The 19,311-nt window shown below is 46.6% G+C and carries 18 protein-coding genes; 12 read left to right on the top strand and 6 right to left on the bottom strand.

Annotated elements, in window-relative coordinates; translation table 11 throughout:
- Window positions 1-230: 230 nt before the first annotated feature.
- The 3 genes from SPL68_RS08515 to rluB are packed head-to-tail and all read left to right on the top strand — an operon-like array spanning window position 231 to window position 3,120.
- Window positions 231-1,067 carry a segregation and condensation protein A gene (locus SPL68_RS08515; RefSeq protein WP_323814965.1) on the top strand — a complete coding sequence of 279 codons (837 nt, stop codon included), beginning with the start codon at window positions 231-233 and terminating at the stop codon, window positions 1,065-1,067.
- Window positions 1,064-1,993 carry an SMC-Scp complex subunit ScpB gene (gene scpB / locus SPL68_RS08520; protein ID WP_323814663.1) on the top strand — a complete coding sequence of 310 codons (930 nt, stop codon included), beginning with the start codon at window positions 1,064-1,066 and terminating at the stop codon, window positions 1,991-1,993. The genes SPL68_RS08515 and scpB overlap by 4 nt, the downstream gene beginning before the upstream one ends.
- Before the next feature lie 14 nt (window positions 1,994-2,007).
- Window positions 2,008-3,120, top strand: coding sequence for a 23S rRNA pseudouridine(2605) synthase RluB (gene rluB / locus SPL68_RS08525; protein ID WP_323814664.1), 1,113 nt, complete (start codon window positions 2,008-2,010; stop codon window positions 3,118-3,120).
- A gap of 67 nt (window positions 3,121-3,187) precedes the next feature.
- On the opposite strand, the gene SPL68_RS08530 is transcribed toward rluB, so the two are convergent.
- The 3 genes from SPL68_RS08530 to SPL68_RS08540 all read right to left on the bottom strand — a co-directional run bounded on the left by SPL68_RS08530 (window position 3,188) and on the right by SPL68_RS08540 (window position 6,517).
- Window positions 3,188-4,117 carry a GGDEF domain-containing protein gene (locus SPL68_RS08530; RefSeq protein WP_323814665.1) on the bottom strand — a complete coding sequence of 310 codons (930 nt, stop codon included), beginning with the start codon at window positions 4,115-4,117 and terminating at the stop codon, window positions 3,188-3,190.
- A gap of 295 nt (window positions 4,118-4,412) precedes the next feature.
- Entirely contained in the window at window positions 4,413-5,810 is a 1,398-nt protein-coding gene (locus tag SPL68_RS08535) for an ATP-binding protein (protein ID WP_323814666.1), read from the bottom strand.
- On the bottom strand, window positions 5,810-6,517 hold the full coding sequence (locus tag SPL68_RS08540) for a response regulator transcription factor (RefSeq protein ID WP_323814667.1): 708 nt from the start codon (window positions 6,515-6,517) through the stop codon (window positions 5,810-5,812). Before SPL68_RS08540 ends, SPL68_RS08535 begins: the two co-directional genes overlap by 1 nt.
- A 186-nt stretch (window positions 6,518-6,703) precedes the next feature.
- Here SPL68_RS08540 and SPL68_RS08545 point away from each other — a divergent pair, with 186 nt between their 5' ends.
- Window positions 6,704-7,207, top strand: a complete 504-nt coding sequence (locus tag SPL68_RS08545) for a Spy/CpxP family protein refolding chaperone (protein WP_323814668.1) — start codon at window positions 6,704-6,706, stop codon at window positions 7,205-7,207.
- A gap of 161 nt (window positions 7,208-7,368) precedes the next feature.
- Window positions 7,369-7,911 carry a flavodoxin gene (locus SPL68_RS08550; protein ID WP_323814669.1) on the top strand — a complete coding sequence of 181 codons (543 nt, stop codon included), beginning with the start codon at window positions 7,369-7,371 and terminating at the stop codon, window positions 7,909-7,911.
- 67 nt (window positions 7,912-7,978) lie between these two features.
- Here the strand turns inward: SPL68_RS08550 and cmoB are convergent, their stop codons facing one another.
- Entirely contained in the window at window positions 7,979-8,956 is a 978-nt protein-coding gene (gene cmoB / locus SPL68_RS08555) for a tRNA 5-methoxyuridine(34)/uridine 5-oxyacetic acid(34) synthase CmoB (RefSeq protein ID WP_323814670.1), read from the bottom strand.
- A gap of 14 nt (window positions 8,957-8,970) precedes the next feature.
- Entirely contained in the window at window positions 8,971-9,705 is a 735-nt protein-coding gene (gene cmoA / locus SPL68_RS08560) for a carboxy-S-adenosyl-L-methionine synthase CmoA (protein ID WP_323814671.1), read from the bottom strand.
- Between the two features lie 192 nt (window positions 9,706-9,897).
- On the opposite strand from cmoA, the gene SPL68_RS08565 reads away from it, so the two are divergent.
- The 6 genes from SPL68_RS08565 to SPL68_RS08590 all read left to right on the top strand — a co-directional run bounded on the left by SPL68_RS08565 (window position 9,898) and on the right by SPL68_RS08590 (window position 16,811).
- Window positions 9,898-11,682: a bifunctional diguanylate cyclase/phosphodiesterase gene (locus SPL68_RS08565; protein WP_323814672.1), complete on the top strand. Its 1,785-nt coding sequence runs from the start codon at window positions 9,898-9,900 to the stop codon at window positions 11,680-11,682.
- 84 nt (window positions 11,683-11,766) lie between these two features.
- Complete coding sequence (locus tag SPL68_RS08570) at window positions 11,767-13,407, top strand: response regulator (protein ID WP_323814673.1); 1,641 nt, start codon at window positions 11,767-11,769, stop codon at window positions 13,405-13,407.
- 5 nt (window positions 13,408-13,412) lie between these two features.
- Complete coding sequence (locus tag SPL68_RS08575) at window positions 13,413-14,144, top strand: sensor histidine kinase (protein ID WP_323814674.1); 732 nt, start codon at window positions 13,413-13,415, stop codon at window positions 14,142-14,144.
- Between the two features lie 86 nt (window positions 14,145-14,230).
- Window positions 14,231-15,115, top strand: coding sequence for an FHA domain-containing protein (locus tag SPL68_RS08580; protein WP_323814675.1), 885 nt, complete (start codon window positions 14,231-14,233; stop codon window positions 15,113-15,115).
- 72 nt (window positions 15,116-15,187) lie between these two features.
- Complete coding sequence (locus SPL68_RS08585) at window positions 15,188-16,501, top strand: DUF5610 domain-containing protein (RefSeq protein WP_323814676.1); 1,314 nt, start codon at window positions 15,188-15,190, stop codon at window positions 16,499-16,501.
- Window positions 16,502-16,562: 61 nt separating this feature from the next.
- Window positions 16,563-16,811 carry a glutaredoxin family protein gene (locus SPL68_RS08590; RefSeq protein WP_323814677.1) on the top strand — a complete coding sequence of 83 codons (249 nt, stop codon included), beginning with the start codon at window positions 16,563-16,565 and terminating at the stop codon, window positions 16,809-16,811.
- Window positions 16,812-16,818: 7 nt separating this feature from the next.
- Here the strand turns inward: SPL68_RS08590 and SPL68_RS08595 are convergent, their stop codons facing one another.
- Window positions 16,819-18,054 (bottom strand): EAL and HDOD domain-containing protein, encoded by a 1,236-nt coding sequence (locus SPL68_RS08595; RefSeq protein ID WP_323814678.1) that lies wholly within the window; start codon window positions 18,052-18,054, stop codon window positions 16,819-16,821.
- 197 nt (window positions 18,055-18,251) lie between these two features.
- Between SPL68_RS08595 and SPL68_RS08600 the strand changes: the two genes are divergently transcribed.
- Window positions 18,252-19,199, top strand: a complete 948-nt coding sequence (locus SPL68_RS08600; RefSeq protein WP_323814679.1) for a chemotaxis protein CheV — start codon at window positions 18,252-18,254, stop codon at window positions 19,197-19,199.
- Window positions 19,200-19,311: the final 112 nt, after the last annotated feature.

Consider the following 19,311-nt stretch of genomic DNA (forward strand, 5'->3'; position numbering starts at 1 on the left):
ATCGCGCAGATGGACTCTATGCTGTCCGATGCCACGTGAAATGGCTATAATGCCGCCCTTGCGTTGCTGCCTACTTAGACCTGCTAGTTAGTGGGCAACGTTTCATTGATACAACCTGTGAGCTAGTTTGCGTGAGCGAAACCCTCGACCCCATCACATCGCCAGAACCTACTGCACCCGATTCTTCGGCAGAGCTTGTTGCCGCAAATGGGGATGCTGTAAGTGGCTCGGTGTCTGACGCTCAGGTTGGCGATGAGCAGACGCAATCATCGCAAAAGGGCCCGCAGCAAGGTGAAATGCCCTTTGCTGTCGTTCACGGCAAAGCCTATACCCAGTTGCCGCAAGATTTATATATTCCACCCGATGCGCTGGAAGTGTTCCTTGAGGCATTTGAAGGCCCGTTAGATTTATTGTTGTATCTAATCCGACGTCAAAACATCGACATTCTCGATATCAACGTCTCTGAAATTACCTCCCAGTACATGGCTTATGTCGATTTGATGGAATCCCATCAATTTGAGTTGGCCGCTGAATACTTGGTGATGGCCGCTATGCTGGCGGAAATTAAATCGCGCATGTTATTGCCGCGCTCGTCGGAAGAGCAGGAAGAAGAGGAAGATCCTCGCGCCTCCTTGATTCGCCGCTTACAGGAATACGAGCGCTTTAAGCAGGCGGCGGTGGATTTGGATCATATTCCGCGCGTATCCCGCGATGTATTTCCGGTTACTGCGGCTGGCCCTGATCGCAGCTTAACGCGACCAGATCCAGATGTAGAATTACAAGAGCTGCTATTGGCCCTGTCGGAAGTGTTGCGCCGAGCAGATATGTTTGAAAGCCATCATGTGTCCAAAGAGAAGCTTTCGACGCGCGAGCGTATGGCGCAGGTGCTGGATAAGTTAGCGCACCAGCAGTTTGTCCCTTTTGTAAGTTTGTTCAAGGTGGAAGAAGGGCGCCTTGGTGTGGTTGTCACCTTTCTTGCGGTGATGGAATTGATCAAAGAATCACTGGTGGAAATTGTTCAAAGCGAATCTTTTGCACCTATTCATGTTAAAGCCAGAACACAATGACAAACGAAATAGATATTTCTGAAGACTCACTAACTGACGATGACCTTGATCAATCAAATGCGATCGGTGATGAAGCTCATTCGTCGCATGATGAAATAGATACAGAAGAACCGGCTACTGTTCCGGTTACGCAAATGCCGGTCGATGCGGCGCAACTGCGTAAAATTATTGAAGGGGCCATTTTGGCAGCTGGCCAGCCAATGACTATCGCCAAAATGCTGGATTTATTTGATCCTGAAGTCGCACCGACTAAAGATGAAATACAGGCCGCATTGGTAGATATTCAAACTGCAAATGCTGAACGTGGATTTGAGCTGAAAGAGGTTGCATCTGGTTGGCGCTTCCAGGTTCGCGATGACCTTGCCCCTTGGGTAAATCGCCTCTGGGAAGAGAAGCCGCAAAAGTATTCGCGTGCGTTGCTTGAGACGCTGGCGTTGGTTGCCTATCGCCAGCCGATTACGCGCGGCGATATCGAAGAAATTCGCGGTGTAGCTGTTAGCTCCCACATTATGAAAACCTTGTTGGAGCGTGATTGGGTAAAAGTAGTGGGGCATCGTGATGTTCCTGGTCGTCCATCGTTGTTTGCTACGACGCGCCAATTTTTGGACTATTTCAATTTAAAAAACCTGGATGAGTTGCCATCGCTCAGTGAAATTCGTGATTTGGATGAGCTAAATCCGGTTTTGGATTTGGGTGAAAGTGGTTTGGGTGAGAAAGACACAGACCCACCTATCCCAGATGAAGATCCACCTGCAGTGAGTGATGAAGTCACTGCTGAGCCAGTGGATACACAAACTGCTTTATATGAAGATGGTTTTGTAGATGGCGAAGAGGCGTTTGTTGACGCGGAGGAGGATGAGGCTGCGGTAGCATCTGACTCAAACGAACTAGACAATCTAGACAATGAAGAACCCCGCAGCGAATAGCTGCTTAAAAATCTATGGTGACGAAAATCAACCGTGATAAATCTGAAAAACCTACCAAGGCTGTGAAGCCAGTAGTTGCTGGTAAAACTAAAGCTACCGATAAAAAAGTAGCTGCAGAAAAACCAGCAAAAAAACCTGCGATGCCTAAGCGCGATCAAGAGCGCTCTACCAAAACGGCTGCAGGAAAATCCACTCAATCTGTTAAAAAAGCGACTCCGTCGGGTGAAAAAGCAGTTACTCCAACATCTTCTGGTGATGAAAAACTACAGAAAGTGCTTGCTCGTGCGGGTATGGGATCTCGTCGTGAAATGGAGCGAGCCATTGAAGCTGGCTTGGTTAAAGTAAACGATAAAATCGCTCAGCTTGGCGATAGAGTTTTACCGCAAGATAAGATTTTTCTTAATGGTCAGCGCGTAGTATTACGCACTGAACTTACGCGCCGCCGGGTAATTTTGTACAACAAGCCAGAAGGCGAAATCTGCTCGCGCTCAGACCCGGAAGGTCGCCCAACTGTTTACGATCATTTGCCTGCGTTAAAAGGCGAGCGTTGGATTTCCGTTGGCCGCTTGGACTTCAACACCAGTGGTTTATTGCTGTTCACGAATGATGGTGAGCTTGCCAACAAACTGATGCACCCATCGTCTGTTATTGATCGTGAATACCTTGTGCGTATTCAAGGTGAAGTAACAGATGATATGCGCACCAATCTGCTTAAAGGTGTTGAGTTGGATGATGGTGTGGCGCGTTTTACCGACATCGTAGATGGTGCAGGCGAGGGTAAAAACCGCTGGTTCTATTGCGTGGTGATGGAAGGTCGTAACCGTGAGGTTCGTCGCTTATGGGAATCGCAAGGCGTAAAAGTAAGCCGTTTGAAACGTGTTCGTTACGCGAATATTTTTATCCCGTCCCATGTGCGTGTTGGTCAATGGACAGATCTTACTGAGCGTGAAATTCAGGATTTGTGTATGACTGCCGGGTTTGATAGCTCAACCTATACCCGCATGATGGACCCTACTCGTGATGAAGTCGCTCAACGCGATCGTCATGACAAAAAATTGCGCGCAGCTTCAGCTGCACCTCGTCGCCATAAGGCTCCCCCGAGAAAGCGCCCGCCAATTGTTGAGTGATAAACTTTTCTTGCGGGCATAAAAAACACGCTCAATGGCGTGTTTTTTTATCTCTAATAAAAGCAAATTATTTTGCTGTTTCTAGAATATCTTCGCTATTGATAACACAGTTTCTGCCGGATTTTTTCGCGACGTAAAGTGCTTTGTCTGCACGCTCAAACAGATCGGCAATCTGTTCTTTTTCATCAACGTGGTGTGTAGCGATACCAATGCTAATGGTCGTGCCTATATTTTTTTCTTTGTAATAAATAACCGTATCGGCGATCTGCTGGCGAATGCGCTCGGCAATAATTTTTGCCCCTTCAGAATCGGTTTTACTTAACAGCACAACAAATTCCTCGCCTCCGTAACGGAAGGTGATATCAGTTGTACGGCAGGCAGATTGAATTGCTTTGGCAATTTCGCAGAGCACTAAGTCCCCGCGTTGATGACCATAGTTATCATTAATTCTTTTGAAAAAGTCGATATCGATCATCAACAGCGACAGATCTTGCTGATGGCGTTCGGCTATTTGTAATTCGCGATGCAAGGCGCTATCCAGAGCGGCGCGATTACCTAGCAGTGTCAATGGGTCGAGCAATGCAAGGCGCATCGCGGTTTGATAGCGAACGGCATTGCGCATGGGGTACACCAAAGACCCTAGCAGAAACTCCAAGGTGATCAGCTCTGTCTCAATAAAGCGCTTGCTGCGGCTGAAAATTATCTCGCCCAGATAGCCTTCATCAGTGGTAAGGCGGTAGTCGCAATGGTGTAAGCACTCTCGCCCGACCTTAAGCTCACCGTTGTTGGTTTTGAAGGTGATACCGGACACATTTACCAAGTGTTGAATATGCTGATAAAACAGGCTCAGGATTTCGCTCGGCTCAAGGCTCATTTGTAATGCTTGTGCGAGACGCGCACGTGCACCGAGCTCCTGTTCGGGGGTTAATGGCATGAGTGGGATGCTGTTTGCGCCATTTGCCTTGTGGGCATTGGTCACCATCGTCATGTCCCGCATATTCTGTACCTGTATATGAATGTTATTAGCGCCTTTTTATGCAATGTGCATTTAGGTGCTGCAACAGGTGTTTAGCGAAATTCATGCCATTTGATAAAAATAAAAATTCAATATATAAAACAATAGGTTATAAGTTTCAGGTGCGGATAAATTTGCGATATCCGTCAGAAAATTAACATTTCAGATTTGCCGCAGCGGAAAGATTTTGCCGCCAGTCAAAAGTTTGTCGATGCCTAAAAAGGTATGCTGTTTGTAACGGGAGGAACTTGAGGCGGGCTTAAAATAGGCGTCTGTACTAGCTTTTGATTTGTGGCAATAAGGTGCTCAGACTGAGACCGCCTTCGGGGCGATTCTCTGCCCAAATGCGACCCTGATGCAAAGATACACTCCGTTGCGCAATTGCCAGCCCTAAGCCATAGCCACCACTCTCACGCGCGCGTGCTTGGTCGGTACGGAAGAAGGGCTGAAAGATATCGTCAAGCGCATCATTAGGAACACCTGGGCCTTGATCCATAATATCGACACGGAAATGTTCTCCGTCGCCGGTTTCGCTTAGTGCAATACAAATCTCAGAGTTGGCGGGTGTGTAAAGCAGAGCGTTACGCAGCGTATTTTCAAACACACCTACCAGCATATTCCCATGAGTGGCGACCAGCGCTTCTTCCAGGGTGCATTTGAAGTAGATATTGATGTTTTTCTCATCGGCATCTGCCTGATAGGTATCTATCAAAGTTTGCATCAAACTAACCAAATCCAATACGTCATCCAGCACCCAGCTGTCTTGCCCTTGAACAGGGAGAGTAAGGATGTCAGTAATAATATCGTTTAAATAATCTGCAGCTTGTTTAATGCGATCCAATTCGTGATCGACAATGCCATTGCTGCGCTGCCGTGCAAGTGCCAGTGCAATTTGCAAGCGTGCCAGCGGTGTGCGTAATTCGTGGGACACATCTTTAATCAAGCGTTTTTGCTCGCGCATCGCTTTTTCAAGGCGTTCAGTCATGTGGTCAAAATCGCGCCCCAGCGCGGCGATTTCATCATTTCGGCCATGAAATTGCTCACTGATACGCACACTCAAATCGCCACGCGCAATTTGGTGCGTAGCTTTTTGAAGTGTATTGATGCTGCGTGTGAAATAACGGGCGAGAAAAAAACAGGCGGAACCGCTTACCAGAACAGATACCAATAACAGAGGCCAAATATTATCCAGAAATAATTCCCAAATAATATCGCGATCCTGCCCTTCATCTCTTCCTGCGGAGATAGTAATCAGTTTGACACTGCTGCCATCGTTTAAGGTGATGTAACGGCCAAACAGTTTGCGATTGCGATCTTGCACCTTATCGAATGGATGTTTGAAGGTAAGGCGTGGTGCAAGAAACATAACGCCGGGCGGAAGAGGGCGATCAAGAAGATCGCGATTTTCTTTGTCGAGAACATAGACGAATGGGGTAGACCAAGCTGGCATCGCACGTAAATCTTGCGTGAGTTGCCGGGTGTTGCGATTAATGGCATTGCCTACAAGTTGGAACAGCAGGCGCTTGGCGGGATCATCATCGCTAGCGCTGCCGCTGTGTTGAAAATTGCCCTCGGGTGTCATATCAAACCAATGCACAACAATATTGGTGCCGATAATGATTGCAACTGTAATCAACCAAAACGTAAAAAAGATTTTTAAATAAAGTCGAGTCATTAATTTACAGCGTCATCATCATTCATGGTCAGCATATAGCCTGCGCCACGCACATTGATGATCAAATCTTTTGATGAGCCGGCCGCGGTAATTTTTTTGCGGATGTTGCTTACATGCACATCGATACTGCGGTCGTATGGAGTCAGTTTGCGATTCAATGCTTGCTCTGTCATATCATCTTTGCTGATCACTTGACCTGCGCGACGGACAAGAATTTCCAATACGCTGAATTCGGTTCCGGTAAGCGGGACTTCATTATTATCCCAAGTGGTTGTGCGAGTCCCCAGGTGGAGCGAAAGCTTGCCTGAGGCCAAACGCTCGATGCTGCTTGGGGTTACTTCTTTTTGCGACGAGCGACGCAAAATAGCGCGAATACGGGCAACCAGTTCGCGCGGATCGCAGGGCTTGGATAGGTAATCATCGGCACCGATTTCCAAGCCGATTACGCGGTCAACTGTATCGCCTTTTGCGGTGAGCATAATCACCGGTGTTTGATTGTGCTGGCGCAGGTTTTTCAGCACATCAAAGCCGTTGCGAACGGGCAGCATGACATCCAGAACAATAGCGGAATAGGGATGCTTGAGCGCAAGCTCAAGTGCTGTTTGGCCGTCGTAGGCGGTATCAACAGCAAAGCCTTCTGTTTGCAGATATTCACTCAGTAATTGACTGAGTTCTTTGTCGTCGTCGATAAGAAGAACTTTAAGCATAGCGGTTTACAGTCCCCTGTAATGGAAGGCGCAGAGTGTGCACCAGCACTGGGTGAGAGTCATGATTCTTTAGGATTCATTAACCAATCTTAACATTATGGCCACCATAATGAATTCACCGGCTCTGATAAGGAGCTTTTGATAAACCCGCTAGTGAAGTATCCAACACCGACTGAGGAATTTGATATGAAATCGAGCAAATTATTCGCTACAGGAATTTTGTTGGTCAGCATGGGCAGTATTGCTATGCCAAGTCTGGCTGGTGAGGGGCGGAAAGACTGCGGTGGTGATATGCGTGCCGCAGGCTGGGCAGGAAAAGATGGTTTTGATGGGCGTGCATTCAGACATGTAGGTAAGGCGCTAGAGTTAACCGATGCGCAAAAAGAGACCTTAAAAGCCCAGCGTGAAACTAACAAAACAGCTCGCCAAGCGCTGCAAGGCAAGGTGATTGATGCACGCGAGGCTTTAATGACTGCCGTTAATTCAGGCGCAAATGATGCAGAGTTGAGCGTTTTAGCGGAAACTTTGGGTAAATTGCAGGCTGAACAAGCATTGGCAGCTGCCAATGCACAAAAAGCGTTTTTGGCAGTGTTAACTGAAGATCAAAAACAAACGCTGGCAGAAATCAAAACCAAGCGTATGGAGCGTAAAGAAAGCCGCAAAGAGGCTCGTAAGTCTGTAGAAAGCTAAGCATCCCCTTTGTCTCCACTCAATACCCCCGGCATGCCGGGGGTATTTGTTTTTGGCCTTTAATGTGGACTTGCTTGAGTTGCCTAATCTTGGGAAAATCCGCGCCTCTTTTTATAAATGCAAATTTATAACCCTTAAATTCTCTGGCTCCCGAGGTTATCGTGGCTCAAATAGGTCTGTTTTTTGGCAGTGACGAAGGCAACACTGAGCGCGTCGCGTATCGTATTCAGCAGCGTTTTGGTGCTGATGTGGTCGATGTTCGCGACATTGCAGATGTGACCCAACTGGATTTTGCCAACTACGATAAAGTGATTCTTGGCATTCCCACTTGGGATTTCGGCCAAATCCAATCCGATTGGGAAGAGTTTTGGGATGATATAGCCGCAGTCGATTTTTCCGGCAAGCAAGTCGCATTGTTTGGTTTGGGTGATCAATTTGGTTATGGCGATTACTTTCTCGATGCCATGGGCATGTTGCACGATGTCATTATTCAAAGCGGGCCAGAAATTGTCGGTCAATGGTCAACCGAAGGTTATGAATATGAAGCATCCAAGGCGGAAATCCCTGGCGCTGGCATGTTTGTAGGTTTGGCACTGGATGAAGATCAACAAGAGAATTTAAGCGCGGATCGTTTGAATCGCTGGTGTACCCAGATCCACGTTGAATTTGGATTGGATACGTCGCTACAAATGCTGGATGATTAATTTGTCTTTGCAACTTTGTGATTAAAAAATTGGGCGCTCAGGCGCCCAATTTTATTTTTACTGCGGGTTAAGCTTCTGCGACAAATACCGCGCGAATCGGAGCCGGATGACCTTCTGCAGTTAATGCAGAATTATCGGGATGTAGAAAATCGGGCAGAGATTGGAAGCGCATCCAATCAGTTGCTCGCTGTTCATCTATAGTGGTCGGGCATACATCTACCACGCGCGGATTGTTGAACCCCATTTTGCGCAACCAAGACAACATAGTGTCGCAGCTGGGTAAAAACCAAACGTTGTTCATTTTCGCGTAGCGATCTTCCGGCACTAATACATCACCCAATTCGCCTTCAATAACCAACGTCTCAAGTACAAGCTGTCCACCGGGGCGCAGCGTGTTTTTTAATTCAAGTAAATGATCCATAGGTGAGCGGCGGTGATAAAAAACACCCATCGAAAAAACCGTATCAAATGCCTGTAGTTTTTCCGGCAAGTCTTCAATGCCGACGGGCAACACATCAATCGGGTGATCTGCGCCGGCAAAATGTTTCACCATATGAAACTGCACGATAAAGCGTGGTGATGGATCAATACCAATTACACGTTTTGCACCAGCGCCCAGCATGCGCCAGCAGTGATAACCATTGCCGCAGCCTACATCGAGAATTAAGCGATCTTTTAATGGAGCGAGGTGAGGCAGTACGCGATCCCACTTCCAATCCGAGCGCCATTCGGTATCTATGTGAATGTCATGAATAAAATAAGGGCCTTTGCGCCAGGGAATTAATTCCTGTAATGCGCTGCGAATATTTGCACGCGTAGCTTCATCGCAATCACTGGTTTGCCCGATTCTCACCTCATCCGCCAGAGCAATTTCGGTGGTCGTCACTTCCGGTAATTTTTCCAGCGATGCTTTCCATCCCGCCAAATCGCCATAGCGTTTTTCCGATAATCCTGCGGCGATTTGTTCAGGTAATTGATCAGCCCAATTAGACAGCGGCGAATCTTTTAATGCAGTTAACAGTGAATCGTAATTAATGCGCGACACAGAGCCATCCAGAATTATTTAATCGCAATCAGCGATGCAAAATTAAAACATTGAAACCAGACATCAACACTATTAAAACCTGCCTGACGCAAGCGTTGGCGATGTGCATCCAGTGTTTCGGGAATTAAATAGTTTTCAATAGCAGTACGTTTTTGGGCAATTTCCAAATCGCTATAGCCATTAGCGCGTTTGAAGTTGTGATGCAATTCGGTCATCAACTGTTGATGCGGTTCATCATCAAAAGCAACTTTTTCAGAAATGATCAGCACGCCGCCAGGATTCAATCCCGCATAAATTGCGCGCAACATATCCAAACGTTCATCGACGGGAATAAATTGCAGGGTAAAGTTAAGCACCACCATAGAGGCGTTGTTTAGCGGAACGTCTTGAATTCTTGCCTCAATCAATTCAACTGGCACTTCACCGCTGTCTGCTTCGACAACCTGTTGGCAGCGAGCGATCATTGCGGCTGAATTATCCACGCCGATAATTTTGCACTCTGCGGCTTGAATGCAATGACGCATAGCCAAGGTCGCAGCTCCTAATGAGCAGCCCAAGTCGTAGCATCGACTATTGGCTTGCGCATAGCGTTCGGCGAGGTTGCCAATCATATTGATAATGGTCGCGTAGCCTGGAACCGAGCGTTTGATCATATCGGGGAAAACATCGACTACGCGCTGATCGAATGCGAAGCGGCCAACTTCCGTCAAAGGGTTGGCATAAATGGTATCGGGATTGGAGTTACTCATGGCGTTGACTAGCATGATGTTGACTAAAAAGCAGCGAAATCATCGCTGCAGGATAAAAAATGCATTGTAACTCTCATTCAGAGTGACAACAAATTCAACTATTCATAAAACTGTCACACTTCCGCAGGAATATGCCGGAATTAGTCATTAGTAGTTACAGCACAGTCACTACACAGTTATTAAGTTGTTCTTATGTCTTTGCAGAGCCAGATATTTACTGAAGCCACACTGCAAAAGGAATTACGCCGCTTGATCGAATTCAAGCTTTTAACCCCAGTGTTTCAACCAATTGTTGCGGTAGAGAACCCGCGCATTATTGGCTATGAGGCATTGATCCGCGGCCCGTCCGATAGCCCTTTACACAAGCCTGATGCACTTTTCGCTGTTGCGCGTGAATGTCGCCACTTGGCAGCGCTGGAATTTGCGTGCAGGGAAGTTTCCTGCGAGCGCTTTGCTGCATTGGATTTGCCGGGCAAGCTCTTTTTAAACATGAGCCCCATCAGCTTCACCGATAGTCAGTATCGCGATGGAGTAACGCGTGAAATTTTGCAGCGTGTTGGATTAAGTGCAGAGCGATTGGTGTTTGAATTGACTGAAAGCCAGCCACTGGATGAGCTGGACTTGCTTAGCGCGGCCTCCGACCATTTTCGCAGGCAAGGATTTGCCGTCGCATTAGATGATTTGGGAGCAGGCTATGCTGGTTTGCGCGTATGGAGTGAATTGTGCCCGGACTACGTAAAGATTGATCGCCATTTTATTTCCGGAATTGATAAAGATCCGGTGAAGCGTGAATTTGTGCGCGCCATGTTGGATATCGCCCATCGTATTGGGCACAAAGCGATTGCAGAAGGCATTGAGACGGAAGCGGAATTCAATACGCTGATCACTATGGGTGTTGAATATGCGCAAGGTTTTTTCATTGCGCGCCCGCAAGCATCCCCAATCATCGAGTTGCCAGACACTATTAATAAAGGTGCATCAAAGTCGGTTCGGCGCTATCAAGACCACTTCACTTCGACCGTTAGGGAAATCGTCATGGATTCGGTTCAGGTAGCACCTGACATGACCGCTGAAGCGGTAGTCAAAATGTTTCGCGCCGATGTGCGTTTAACCTGCGTGCCAGTCGTTGATGGCGATATACCGCTGGGAATGATTAACCGCGTAGAGATTTTGAATATTTTTTCGCGTCGCTTTTCACATGAGTTACACGCGCAGAAACCGATTCGAGAGTTTATTAGTCCGCTATCAATTATTGTTGATGTGTCGACGGATTTAAAAGTGGTTGGACAATTGATCAGTGAAGATCCGGATCAAAATTTAAGCGTGGATTTCATCGTCAGCGAAAATAATACTTATCTTGGTGTTGGCAAAGTGCGTGACCTGTTGCGCGCTATTACGGAAGAAAAGTTGCGCGTTGCTCGCCATAGTAATCCGCTCACTCAATTGCCTGGCAATGTGCCGCTGTATGAGTGGGTTGATCATTTATTGCTACACAAAAAAGAATTTGTGGTTGCCTATTGCGACATCAATCATTTCAAGCCTTTTAATGATGCCTTTGGCTATAGCGCGGGTGATGAAGCCATCGTTTGTTTGAGCCGCATCCTATGCGACTGCGTGGATATGAGTAGTGATTTTATTGGTCATGTCGGCGGCGATGATTTTATTTTGGTTCTGAGCAGCAATGATTGGAGGCAACGTTGCGAGGCAATATTAAACCGCTTTGCCGATGCGAGCCGTCAGTTACTTCCTGTAGAACAGACGGAATATTGGAGTGTTGATAGGCAGGGGCAGCGTCAAAAATATGGGGCTTTAACTCTGGCCATTGGGTGTGTTTCACCCGATCTGGATTTGTGCAAAACCCATCATCAAGTATCACAATTACTTGCAGAGGCAAAACACAGCGCCAAAATGCAAGGCGGCAATAATCTTTTTTATGCATCACCCACCAATAATGAACTTGCCGCAGTTGCCGGCTAAACCAACACTTATCTTCCCTCAATTTCTGTAACAGCCTGAAAATGATCAGCTATTCTTAGTCTAATTTCCTGTGGAGGTAGACGAATGGCTGATCTTGGCTATTACAAGATGCACGCGCTCATTGTTGATGATTTTGAAAATTTTCGCGGCACATTGCACAAAATGCTCATGGACATGGGAATCGGCAATACGGATTCGGTTGCCAGTGGTGAAGAGGCGCTGCGTTTTTGTAAGGCGCGTGCTTATGATGTGATCCTATGTGATAACAATCTGGGTAAGGGGAAAAGCGGTCAGCAGGTGTTGGAAGAGTTGCGCACGACCAATAATCCTTGCTCAGACAGTCTATTTATTCTCGTCTCAGCTGAAAGTAGCAAGGGCACGATTATGGCTGCTTACGATTATGAGCCGGATGCTTATCTTGCCAAACCTATAACTGCCAAAGCGTTGGAACAGCGGCTTGGGCGAATGATTGAGCAGCGAGTAGAGCTGAAAGAAATTTATGCTGCACAGAAAGCTGGCGATGATCAACTGGCGATTCGCTTGTGCAAGGAATTGATTGCTGCTGGTAGCCGTTATGCAAATACCTGCCAGAAATTACTTGGGCAATTATATTTAAACAAAAATGATTGGAAAGCTGCCGAGGCGGTTTATCGCAGTGTGCTTGATGCGCGAGAATTAGAGTGGGCGCAGTTGGGTATGGTGAAAACCAAGCTGGCACAAAATGATTTGTTAGGAGCACAGCAATGGTTAGAGAACATCCTGCAAGCAAATCCGTTATGCATGAAAGCCTATGATTTTCAGGCTGAACTATTTCGGTTAAAAAATGATACAGAAGGCCTTCAAAAAACACTGCAAAAAGCCACTGAGATATCCCCCTTATCTATAGTTCGCCAACAGGCTCTGGGCGATATTGCGCAACAAAATAATGATCTGGTCACTGCGACTAACGCTCTACGGCGAGCTGTCAAGCTTGGCGAAAATTCGTGTTTCGACAAAATCGATGTGCATTCGCTTTTTGCGCAAACCACTATCGACTTGTACTCAATCGATAGTGAATTGGCAAAGCCCTTTGTGCGTGAAGCGATTTCCTGTGTGAATAGCCTTGAAGATAATTTTGGGAAATCCCAACTGCGTAAAGCGGAATCTTTGTTGCTGGAAAGCCAATTGCAAGTCTGCGCAGGCGACCAAAGACGGGCGCAGGACACCTTGGCAAATGCTCGGCTCGTATTGGCAGAAGTGAAGGACGAAGATTCACTTTCGGCGCAAATTGAATTGGTACGTGCTTTACGTCTGCTGGGAAAAACCGACGAAGCGCAAGCACTCTTGAATGATTTGTTAGAGCGCAGTGCAGATAGAGAAGATCAACTGCAGCAATTGGATGTATTACTCGAAGAGCCGCGTAGTGAAAAAAATAAAATCATGGTGGCCGAAATCAATAAAAAAGGTATCGCTCTTTATAATGCCAAAGATTTTGTTGCTGCTGCGGATGCCTTTAAAGCTGCATTGCAGAAACTTCCCAATCACATCGGTCTTAGGTTGAACTATACCCAAGCCATGTTAGATAAGCTGCGCATTCGTTTTGAATCAAATGTGAGCGAAAAAATACAGCAAACCCTGACAAAAACCAGCGCAATCATTTCTCCGAATAATCCGCAGTTTCAGCGCTATCGCCAGTTAAATGATGTCTACACTGGTTTGGTTAAAGCTCATGAGAAAAATAAGTGAGGTTAATGATGAATTCTATTCCTGAAAAAAAAGAAGATGGTCATAGCCCTGAGCATGGACACACGCCTATTGATTTTTCATTTGTGCTGGCATCCAGCGTGCACGACATGAAAAATTCGTTGGGTATGCTATTAAATACACTCTCAGCTATGATGGTAAGTTCACCACCCAAAGATGAAGAGCAGGCGCGTTTTTTCTCAGTTCTTGAATACGAAGCTGCACGCATAAATGGCGAGTTAGTCCAGCTATTGTCGCTCTACCGTATGGATGAAAATACTATGTCGGTAGTGATTGATGCACATCATCTAATCGACACTTTGGAAGAACAAATTGCACGCAATGATACTTTGCTACGCTCACGCAACATCCGGGTAAATATAGAGTGCGATGATGATTTGGTTTGGTATTTTGATTCTGAATTGATTGGCGGTGTATTAAATAATCTGATCGTAAACTGTGCGCGTTACAGTCGCGAGCAATTGCTAATTAAAGTAACTGAAGAAAATGGCTTTTTATGCATTGCAATCGCCGATGATGGACAAGGTTACCCTGACAATATGCTGATGGGCGCTTTGCCGCAAATTCCGGTGTCGTTTAACTCAGGGAATACCCGCTTGGGGCTGCTATTTACACGCAAGGTTTTGGAGCTGCATAAATCAAAAAAAGGCCAAGGCTATATGACCATCGCCAATGGCGGGCCATTAGAGGGAGGGGAGTTAAAGCTTTTCCTACCGTGATGCCTCATCGGCTGAGGTGTTGAAATCACCGGACAGCTATTGCATTATCACGCACCATTTTCGTATTTGCTTCCGGGTCAATTTTTATGCTCAAAATCCGCTTTAAAGATAATAAATACAATGCGGTGTGGTTAGTTGAACCCAAAATTAGTATCGGTCGCTCTGCAACAAATGCATTGGTTATCGATGACCCGCTTGCCAGTGATGTTCATATGGAGGTGCTGGTCGATAACGAACATCTCACTTTACGCAATCTCGTCCCTACACAGCCGGTTTTGGTTAACGGCCAATCTGTGACTGGCGCTTGCGAGCTTAAACCAGACGATCAAATTAGTTTGGGACAGGTTGAGCTAATTGTTATAGATCCAAAGCGCGAAGCCAGAGTGGTTGTCGATGAATCGGCTTCTGCTACCCAAGTGCGCATGCCTAAAACGACAGGTTGGTCATTAAAGGCAAATCATTCCGCGTTTGCTGGTCGTATTTTTCCGCTTAAAGATATCAACATTATTGGTCGTGCAAGCGATTGTGATATCAGCTTGGCTGCTGCACACCTGTCGCGCCGCCATGCGCAATTGAACATTATCGACGGTATGTTATTTGTGAAGGATCTGGATTCTGCCAATGGCACTTTCCTCAATGGAAAGCGCGTGGCTGAAGCGCGAGTAAAGCGGGGCGATGAGCTGCGATTCGATGCGCTGACCTTTGGTGTTCTGGGGCCGACAGATGATATGGCCAAAACCACCGTGCGTAAGGTGCCTTTATCGGCCAAACCGGAAACACTTGAAGCTAAGCCCAAGGTTATCCCGCGCGAAAAAAACATCGCACCAACCCGATCTTCGTCTCCAAATCGCGCGTCTGGTAATCAGCCCAAATATGTTCCGCAAGAGAGCCCCAAGGGCAAGTATGGGTTGTTGTTCTTGGGGGTTATTGCGATTGTGGTTATAACAACCCTGGTATTAACGCGAAAATAAGTATTGAAGAACCCCTGCATCAGGCCGATAACCTGTGGACTATAGACAGCTCTGCTGCACTCAGGTGACTTTATGAACATATCCTCGCTTAACAATTCCGCTCTTAATCCCGCTGGTGCTAACGCTAACCAGAACTCTCCTGTGAGCACGTCAAACTCGGCCGCTCAGGGGAATTCCGCGAAAACTGCTAACCTGACTAACTCGGATTCATCCAGCGTGCAGGATAAGCGCCAAACAGCGCTGCAAATTGTTAACCGCACCCTCACCATGGCGTATGAAAAGATCAGCTCTCGCGGGCAGGCAGCCAGCGCCGAATATGAAACCTTTGAGCCACTGACCGCGGAAAAAGTGGCCGGCAATATTTTGGGTTTCATCGAACGCCGCTTGCAGATGGATGTGGCCGATGGCGCAACTCAAGAGCAGTTGCAGGCTCGTCTTGAAGCTGGTTTATCAGGATTCAAGAAAGGGTTTGCAGAAGCAAGTGAGAAGCTGGAAGCGCTGAGCTTGTTGTCCCCCGAAGTAAAAACCGATATCGGCAAGACTTATGATTTGGTACTTGAAGGAATCGATGAGCTTCGCTCGAAATTTATTCAATCAACTGAAGCTGATACTCCAGAAGCTACTCCATCTACATCCGGCCAAACGGGCGAAACGCTCAAAACCGCAGGTGCCAACAAACCTGCAGCAACATTGGATGTGCCTGATTTCATCCCTGCGGCATCAAGCAGTTACATGGGGTATGGCAATTACGAATACGGGCGCGCACGTGAATTCAGTTTTGAATTGACGACAAAAGAAGGTGATAGGGTCACCATCAAAGCGACATCAAGCGAAGGCTTGGCGGTAGAAGCTGGTCGGGCAGGGCGCGGCAATAATAGCGTCAGCGCGATGAATGCGAGTTATAGCTCTAGCCAGAGTTTTTCGTTATCGATTGAAGGAGAACTAAGCGAAGACGAGTTGAGCGCAATTAATGATTTGCTCGGGCGAGTAAATGATCTTGCGGGTCAATTCTTTGCCGGAAATTTGGATGCAGCCTTCGATCAGGCTATGAATTTGGGCTACGACGCCGAGCAGATCAGTAATTTCTCACTCAATTTGGCGCAGGCTGAAATTCAGCAGGTAACACAGGCGTATCAAGCGTTTGAGCCAAGCAGTGCATCGGGCAATGTTGATAAACAAAACCTGCTGGCCGATCAATTGTTACCGCTGGGTAACTTTATTAAAGACTTGCTGGCGAGCTTGGATCGCGCCTCTGAATTTAGCGAGCCTAAATTACTGTTAGCCAATATGGCCGAAAATGTGACCGGCGAAACCGAAGTTGATCAGGCGCAAGGCCAGCGGTTCCGCGAGTTTGTAGAACAATTATTGGCTCAGGATTTGAGCTGATTTTTCAACGAAATGCGCATCGCCTAACTGGTACACTGCGACTTTTTTGAGGCGATGCGCAATGCAATCCATCTATTTATATTCCACTCTTGGCTGTCATCTGTGTGAGCTAGCCAAAGAAATTGTAATTCCTCTGCTAGACCCTGACTCAATCCAATTGGAAGAGATTGAAATTTCTGAGTCAGATGAGTTGGTCGAGCGTTACGGGGTCAGAATTCCAGTATTAAAATCGCCCAATCATCCCGACGAACTCGGCTGGCCTTTTGATTCAGCTCAAGCTGCGGAATTTCTTGCGCGCATCGGACTTTAAGTGCGATTTAATGTTTGGTCGCCAAACCCAGTGTATTCATAGTTTCCGCAACCCAATGCAGCGACTCCACGTAAATCTCGGCGATAAGGTCGGGGGTTAAACCCAGGTCTGATAGCTGTTGCCAGTCGATATCTTGCCACTGACCTTGTTCATGCGCTTGCACAACCTGCAACACCATTCCTTCCGGTCCTGCATGACTGAGCATCGCTTTGTTCAGTGTTTCACTGAGCGATAAATTACTGAGTAATTCTGCGAGCGGCAAATCGAGAAAAGCATCCAATGTCGATAGTAAACCCACAGTAAAGTAAGTGTCAGGGCGGCTGCGTTGATTCATTTTGGTCGCAATCATTTCACACATGCGCGCGCGGGTTAATGCTGCAACACTGAGCTCATGTGGTTTTCCGCTTAAATTGGATAGTGCCAGCAGATTTACCCAATTTCTCAGTTTATTTAAGCCCAGCAGCATGATTGCTTGCCGCAATGATTCTACATTGCGCGATAACCCAAAAGCTGCTGAATTCACCAAACGCAATAGTTTAAAACTGAGTAAGGTGTCGCGCGCGATCATGCGCTCCACTTGCTCGATAGCGATGTCCGGATCTTGCAGTGCCGATAAGAGTTGCAATACCGATTGTTTGTTTTCAGAAATTTTTCGTCCGGTAATTACTCTCGGTTTGGCTAGAAAATAGCCTTGAAATAAATCAAAACCCAAGGCTTTGCACTGCTCAAACATTTCATAGGTTTCAACTTTTTCTGCAATTAGCGTGATGTTAAATGGCTTCAGGTAATCGATATGCTGCTGCAATTTTTCGGGCGATAAGCTCAATACATCCAGCTTGATGATGTCTGCGTAAGCCACCAAATTTTCACTCTCTGCATCCAGCTCAAAATCATCCAGTGCAATGGTATAGCCCTGTTCGCGCAATTGTTTGAGTGAGTGCAGCATGGAGGCATCCACACGTTGACCTTCAAGCACTTCAATCACGAGCTTTTGACGGCTGAACGGCGGCGGGGCATTGAGTAGGGTGCGAGTAAAATTGACAAAGGCTTTATGATCGCCAACGACTTGCTCAATGGATAATTCGGTAAAGGCATTGAGCAACACTTGCGAGCTTGCGGCATCACCATCGGTCGAGGAGATAAATTTTAAATCGCTATTGCGGCAAAGTAATTCATAAGCAACAACCTGCATATTCCCATCAAAAATAGGCTGGCGGGCGAGTAGAGGGATAGTATCGGTCATGGCATATTGTTTGTAGATTGAGTTCTTTTATTAGCGTGGTCTTAGGAAAGTGTAGTCGCCATTTGTGCGCTTACAATGAGGATGCCCCGATCAGACTGCTTATTCTGCGTGAAATTCCGTTTATCGTTGATTTCCTTCTATAATTAAAGGGTTTTAAGCGTGGTGCCGAATGGCGCCGTCATTATGATGGTACTTGCATGTCCAAATTATTAGACTCAATTGATCAGCGCACCCGTCTGGTGGGGGAAAATCGCCTTGAATTACTGATGTTCCGTTTGGGCGGTCGCCAGTTGTTTGCAATCAATGTATTCAAGGTGCAAGAGGTCGTAAAAATACCTGCCTTGCGCAGCGTGCCACACAGTCATCCGCATATTCGTGGTGTTGCACATTTGCGTGGCCAAACTGTACCGGTGATCGATTTACGTGCAGCTATCGGTATGAGCGAGTTAAAGGATTTGGAAAATGCGAATTTGATTGTGGCTGAATACAATCGCTCGGTTCAGGCATTTTTAATTGGCACAGTTGATCGCATTGTTAACCTCAATTGGGAATCTATTTTGCCTCCGCCTAAAGGTGCAGGGCGCAGCCATTTCTTAACGGCTATTACAAAGGTAGATGAGCAACTGGTAGAAATTCTTGATGTTGAGCGTGTATTAGCTGACATTATTCCTTACAACACCAATGTCTCTGACCGCGTTTTGGATTTTGATTTGGCTGCAGAGGCAAAAAAACGCAAGCTAAAAATACTGCTCGCAGAGGATTCCCCAACTGCTGCAACACAGGTCAAAGAGACTTTGGCTAATATTGGTGTTGAAGTCTTGTCGGTTCAGGATGGCTTGCAGGCATTGACCATGTTGCAGCAGTGGATAGCTGCAGGGCGCAAAGTTAGTGATGAAATTCTGATGCTGGTGACCGATGCAGAAATGCCGGAGATGGATGGTTATAGGCTAACAGCAGAAATTCGTAAAAATCCCGCCATGTCAGATTTGTATGTCGTTCTGCATACATCGCTTAGCGGCAGCTTCAATAAGGCGATGGTAGAGAAGGTGGGATGTAATGACTTCTTATCCAAATTCCAGCCTGATGAGTTGGCTGCTGTCGTACAAAAAAGATTGCGCGACTATCTAATTAAAAAAGTTAGCTAAAAAAGTTAACTAATCAACATTGGCAAACCCAAAATTCACTAAATATAAAACTACGCGCAAATAAAAGGCCGCACTGAATAAATCAGTGCGGCCTTTTCGTTTTTGAATGCAA

Source organism: Cellvibrio chitinivorans, from assembly GCF_035117775.1.
GTDB classification, from domain to species: domain Bacteria; phylum Pseudomonadota; class Gammaproteobacteria; order Pseudomonadales; family Cellvibrionaceae; genus Cellvibrio; species Cellvibrio chitinivorans.

Excerpts from the sequence above, each read along its gene's own strand:
- scpB (WP_323814663.1), top strand. The coding sequence starts at position 1,064 with ATGACAAACGAAATAGATATTTCTGAAGACTCACTAACTGACGATGAC.
- rluB (WP_323814664.1), top strand. The coding sequence starts at position 2,008 with ATGGTGACGAAAATCAACCGTGATAAATCTGAAAAACCTACCAAGGCT.
- SPL68_RS08530 (WP_323814665.1), bottom strand. The coding sequence starts at position 4,117 with ATGCGGGACATGACGATGGTGACCAATGCCCACAAGGCAAATGGCGCA.
- SPL68_RS08535 (WP_323814666.1), bottom strand. The coding sequence starts at position 5,810 with ATGACTCGACTTTATTTAAAAATCTTTTTTACGTTTTGGTTGATTACA.
- SPL68_RS08540 (WP_323814667.1), bottom strand. The coding sequence starts at position 6,517 with ATGCTTAAAGTTCTTCTTATCGACGACGACAAAGAACTCAGTCAATTA.
- SPL68_RS08545 (WP_323814668.1), top strand. The coding sequence starts at position 6,704 with ATGAAATCGAGCAAATTATTCGCTACAGGAATTTTGTTGGTCAGCATG.
- cmoA (WP_323814671.1), bottom strand. The coding sequence starts at position 9,705 with ATGAGTAACTCCAATCCCGATACCATTTATGCCAACCCTTTGACGGAA.
- SPL68_RS08565 (WP_323814672.1), top strand. The coding sequence starts at position 9,898 with ATGTCTTTGCAGAGCCAGATATTTACTGAAGCCACACTGCAAAAGGAA.
- SPL68_RS08570 (WP_323814673.1), top strand. The coding sequence starts at position 11,767 with ATGGCTGATCTTGGCTATTACAAGATGCACGCGCTCATTGTTGATGAT.
- SPL68_RS08575 (WP_323814674.1), top strand. The coding sequence starts at position 13,413 with ATGATGAATTCTATTCCTGAAAAAAAAGAAGATGGTCATAGCCCTGAG.
- SPL68_RS08580 (WP_323814675.1), top strand. The coding sequence starts at position 14,231 with ATGCTCAAAATCCGCTTTAAAGATAATAAATACAATGCGGTGTGGTTA.
- SPL68_RS08585 (WP_323814676.1), top strand. The coding sequence starts at position 15,188 with ATGAACATATCCTCGCTTAACAATTCCGCTCTTAATCCCGCTGGTGCT.
- SPL68_RS08590 (WP_323814677.1), top strand. The coding sequence starts at position 16,563 with ATGCAATCCATCTATTTATATTCCACTCTTGGCTGTCATCTGTGTGAG.
- SPL68_RS08595 (WP_323814678.1), bottom strand. The coding sequence starts at position 18,054 with ATGACCGATACTATCCCTCTACTCGCCCGCCAGCCTATTTTTGATGGG.
- SPL68_RS08600 (WP_323814679.1), top strand. The coding sequence starts at position 18,252 with ATGTCCAAATTATTAGACTCAATTGATCAGCGCACCCGTCTGGTGGGG.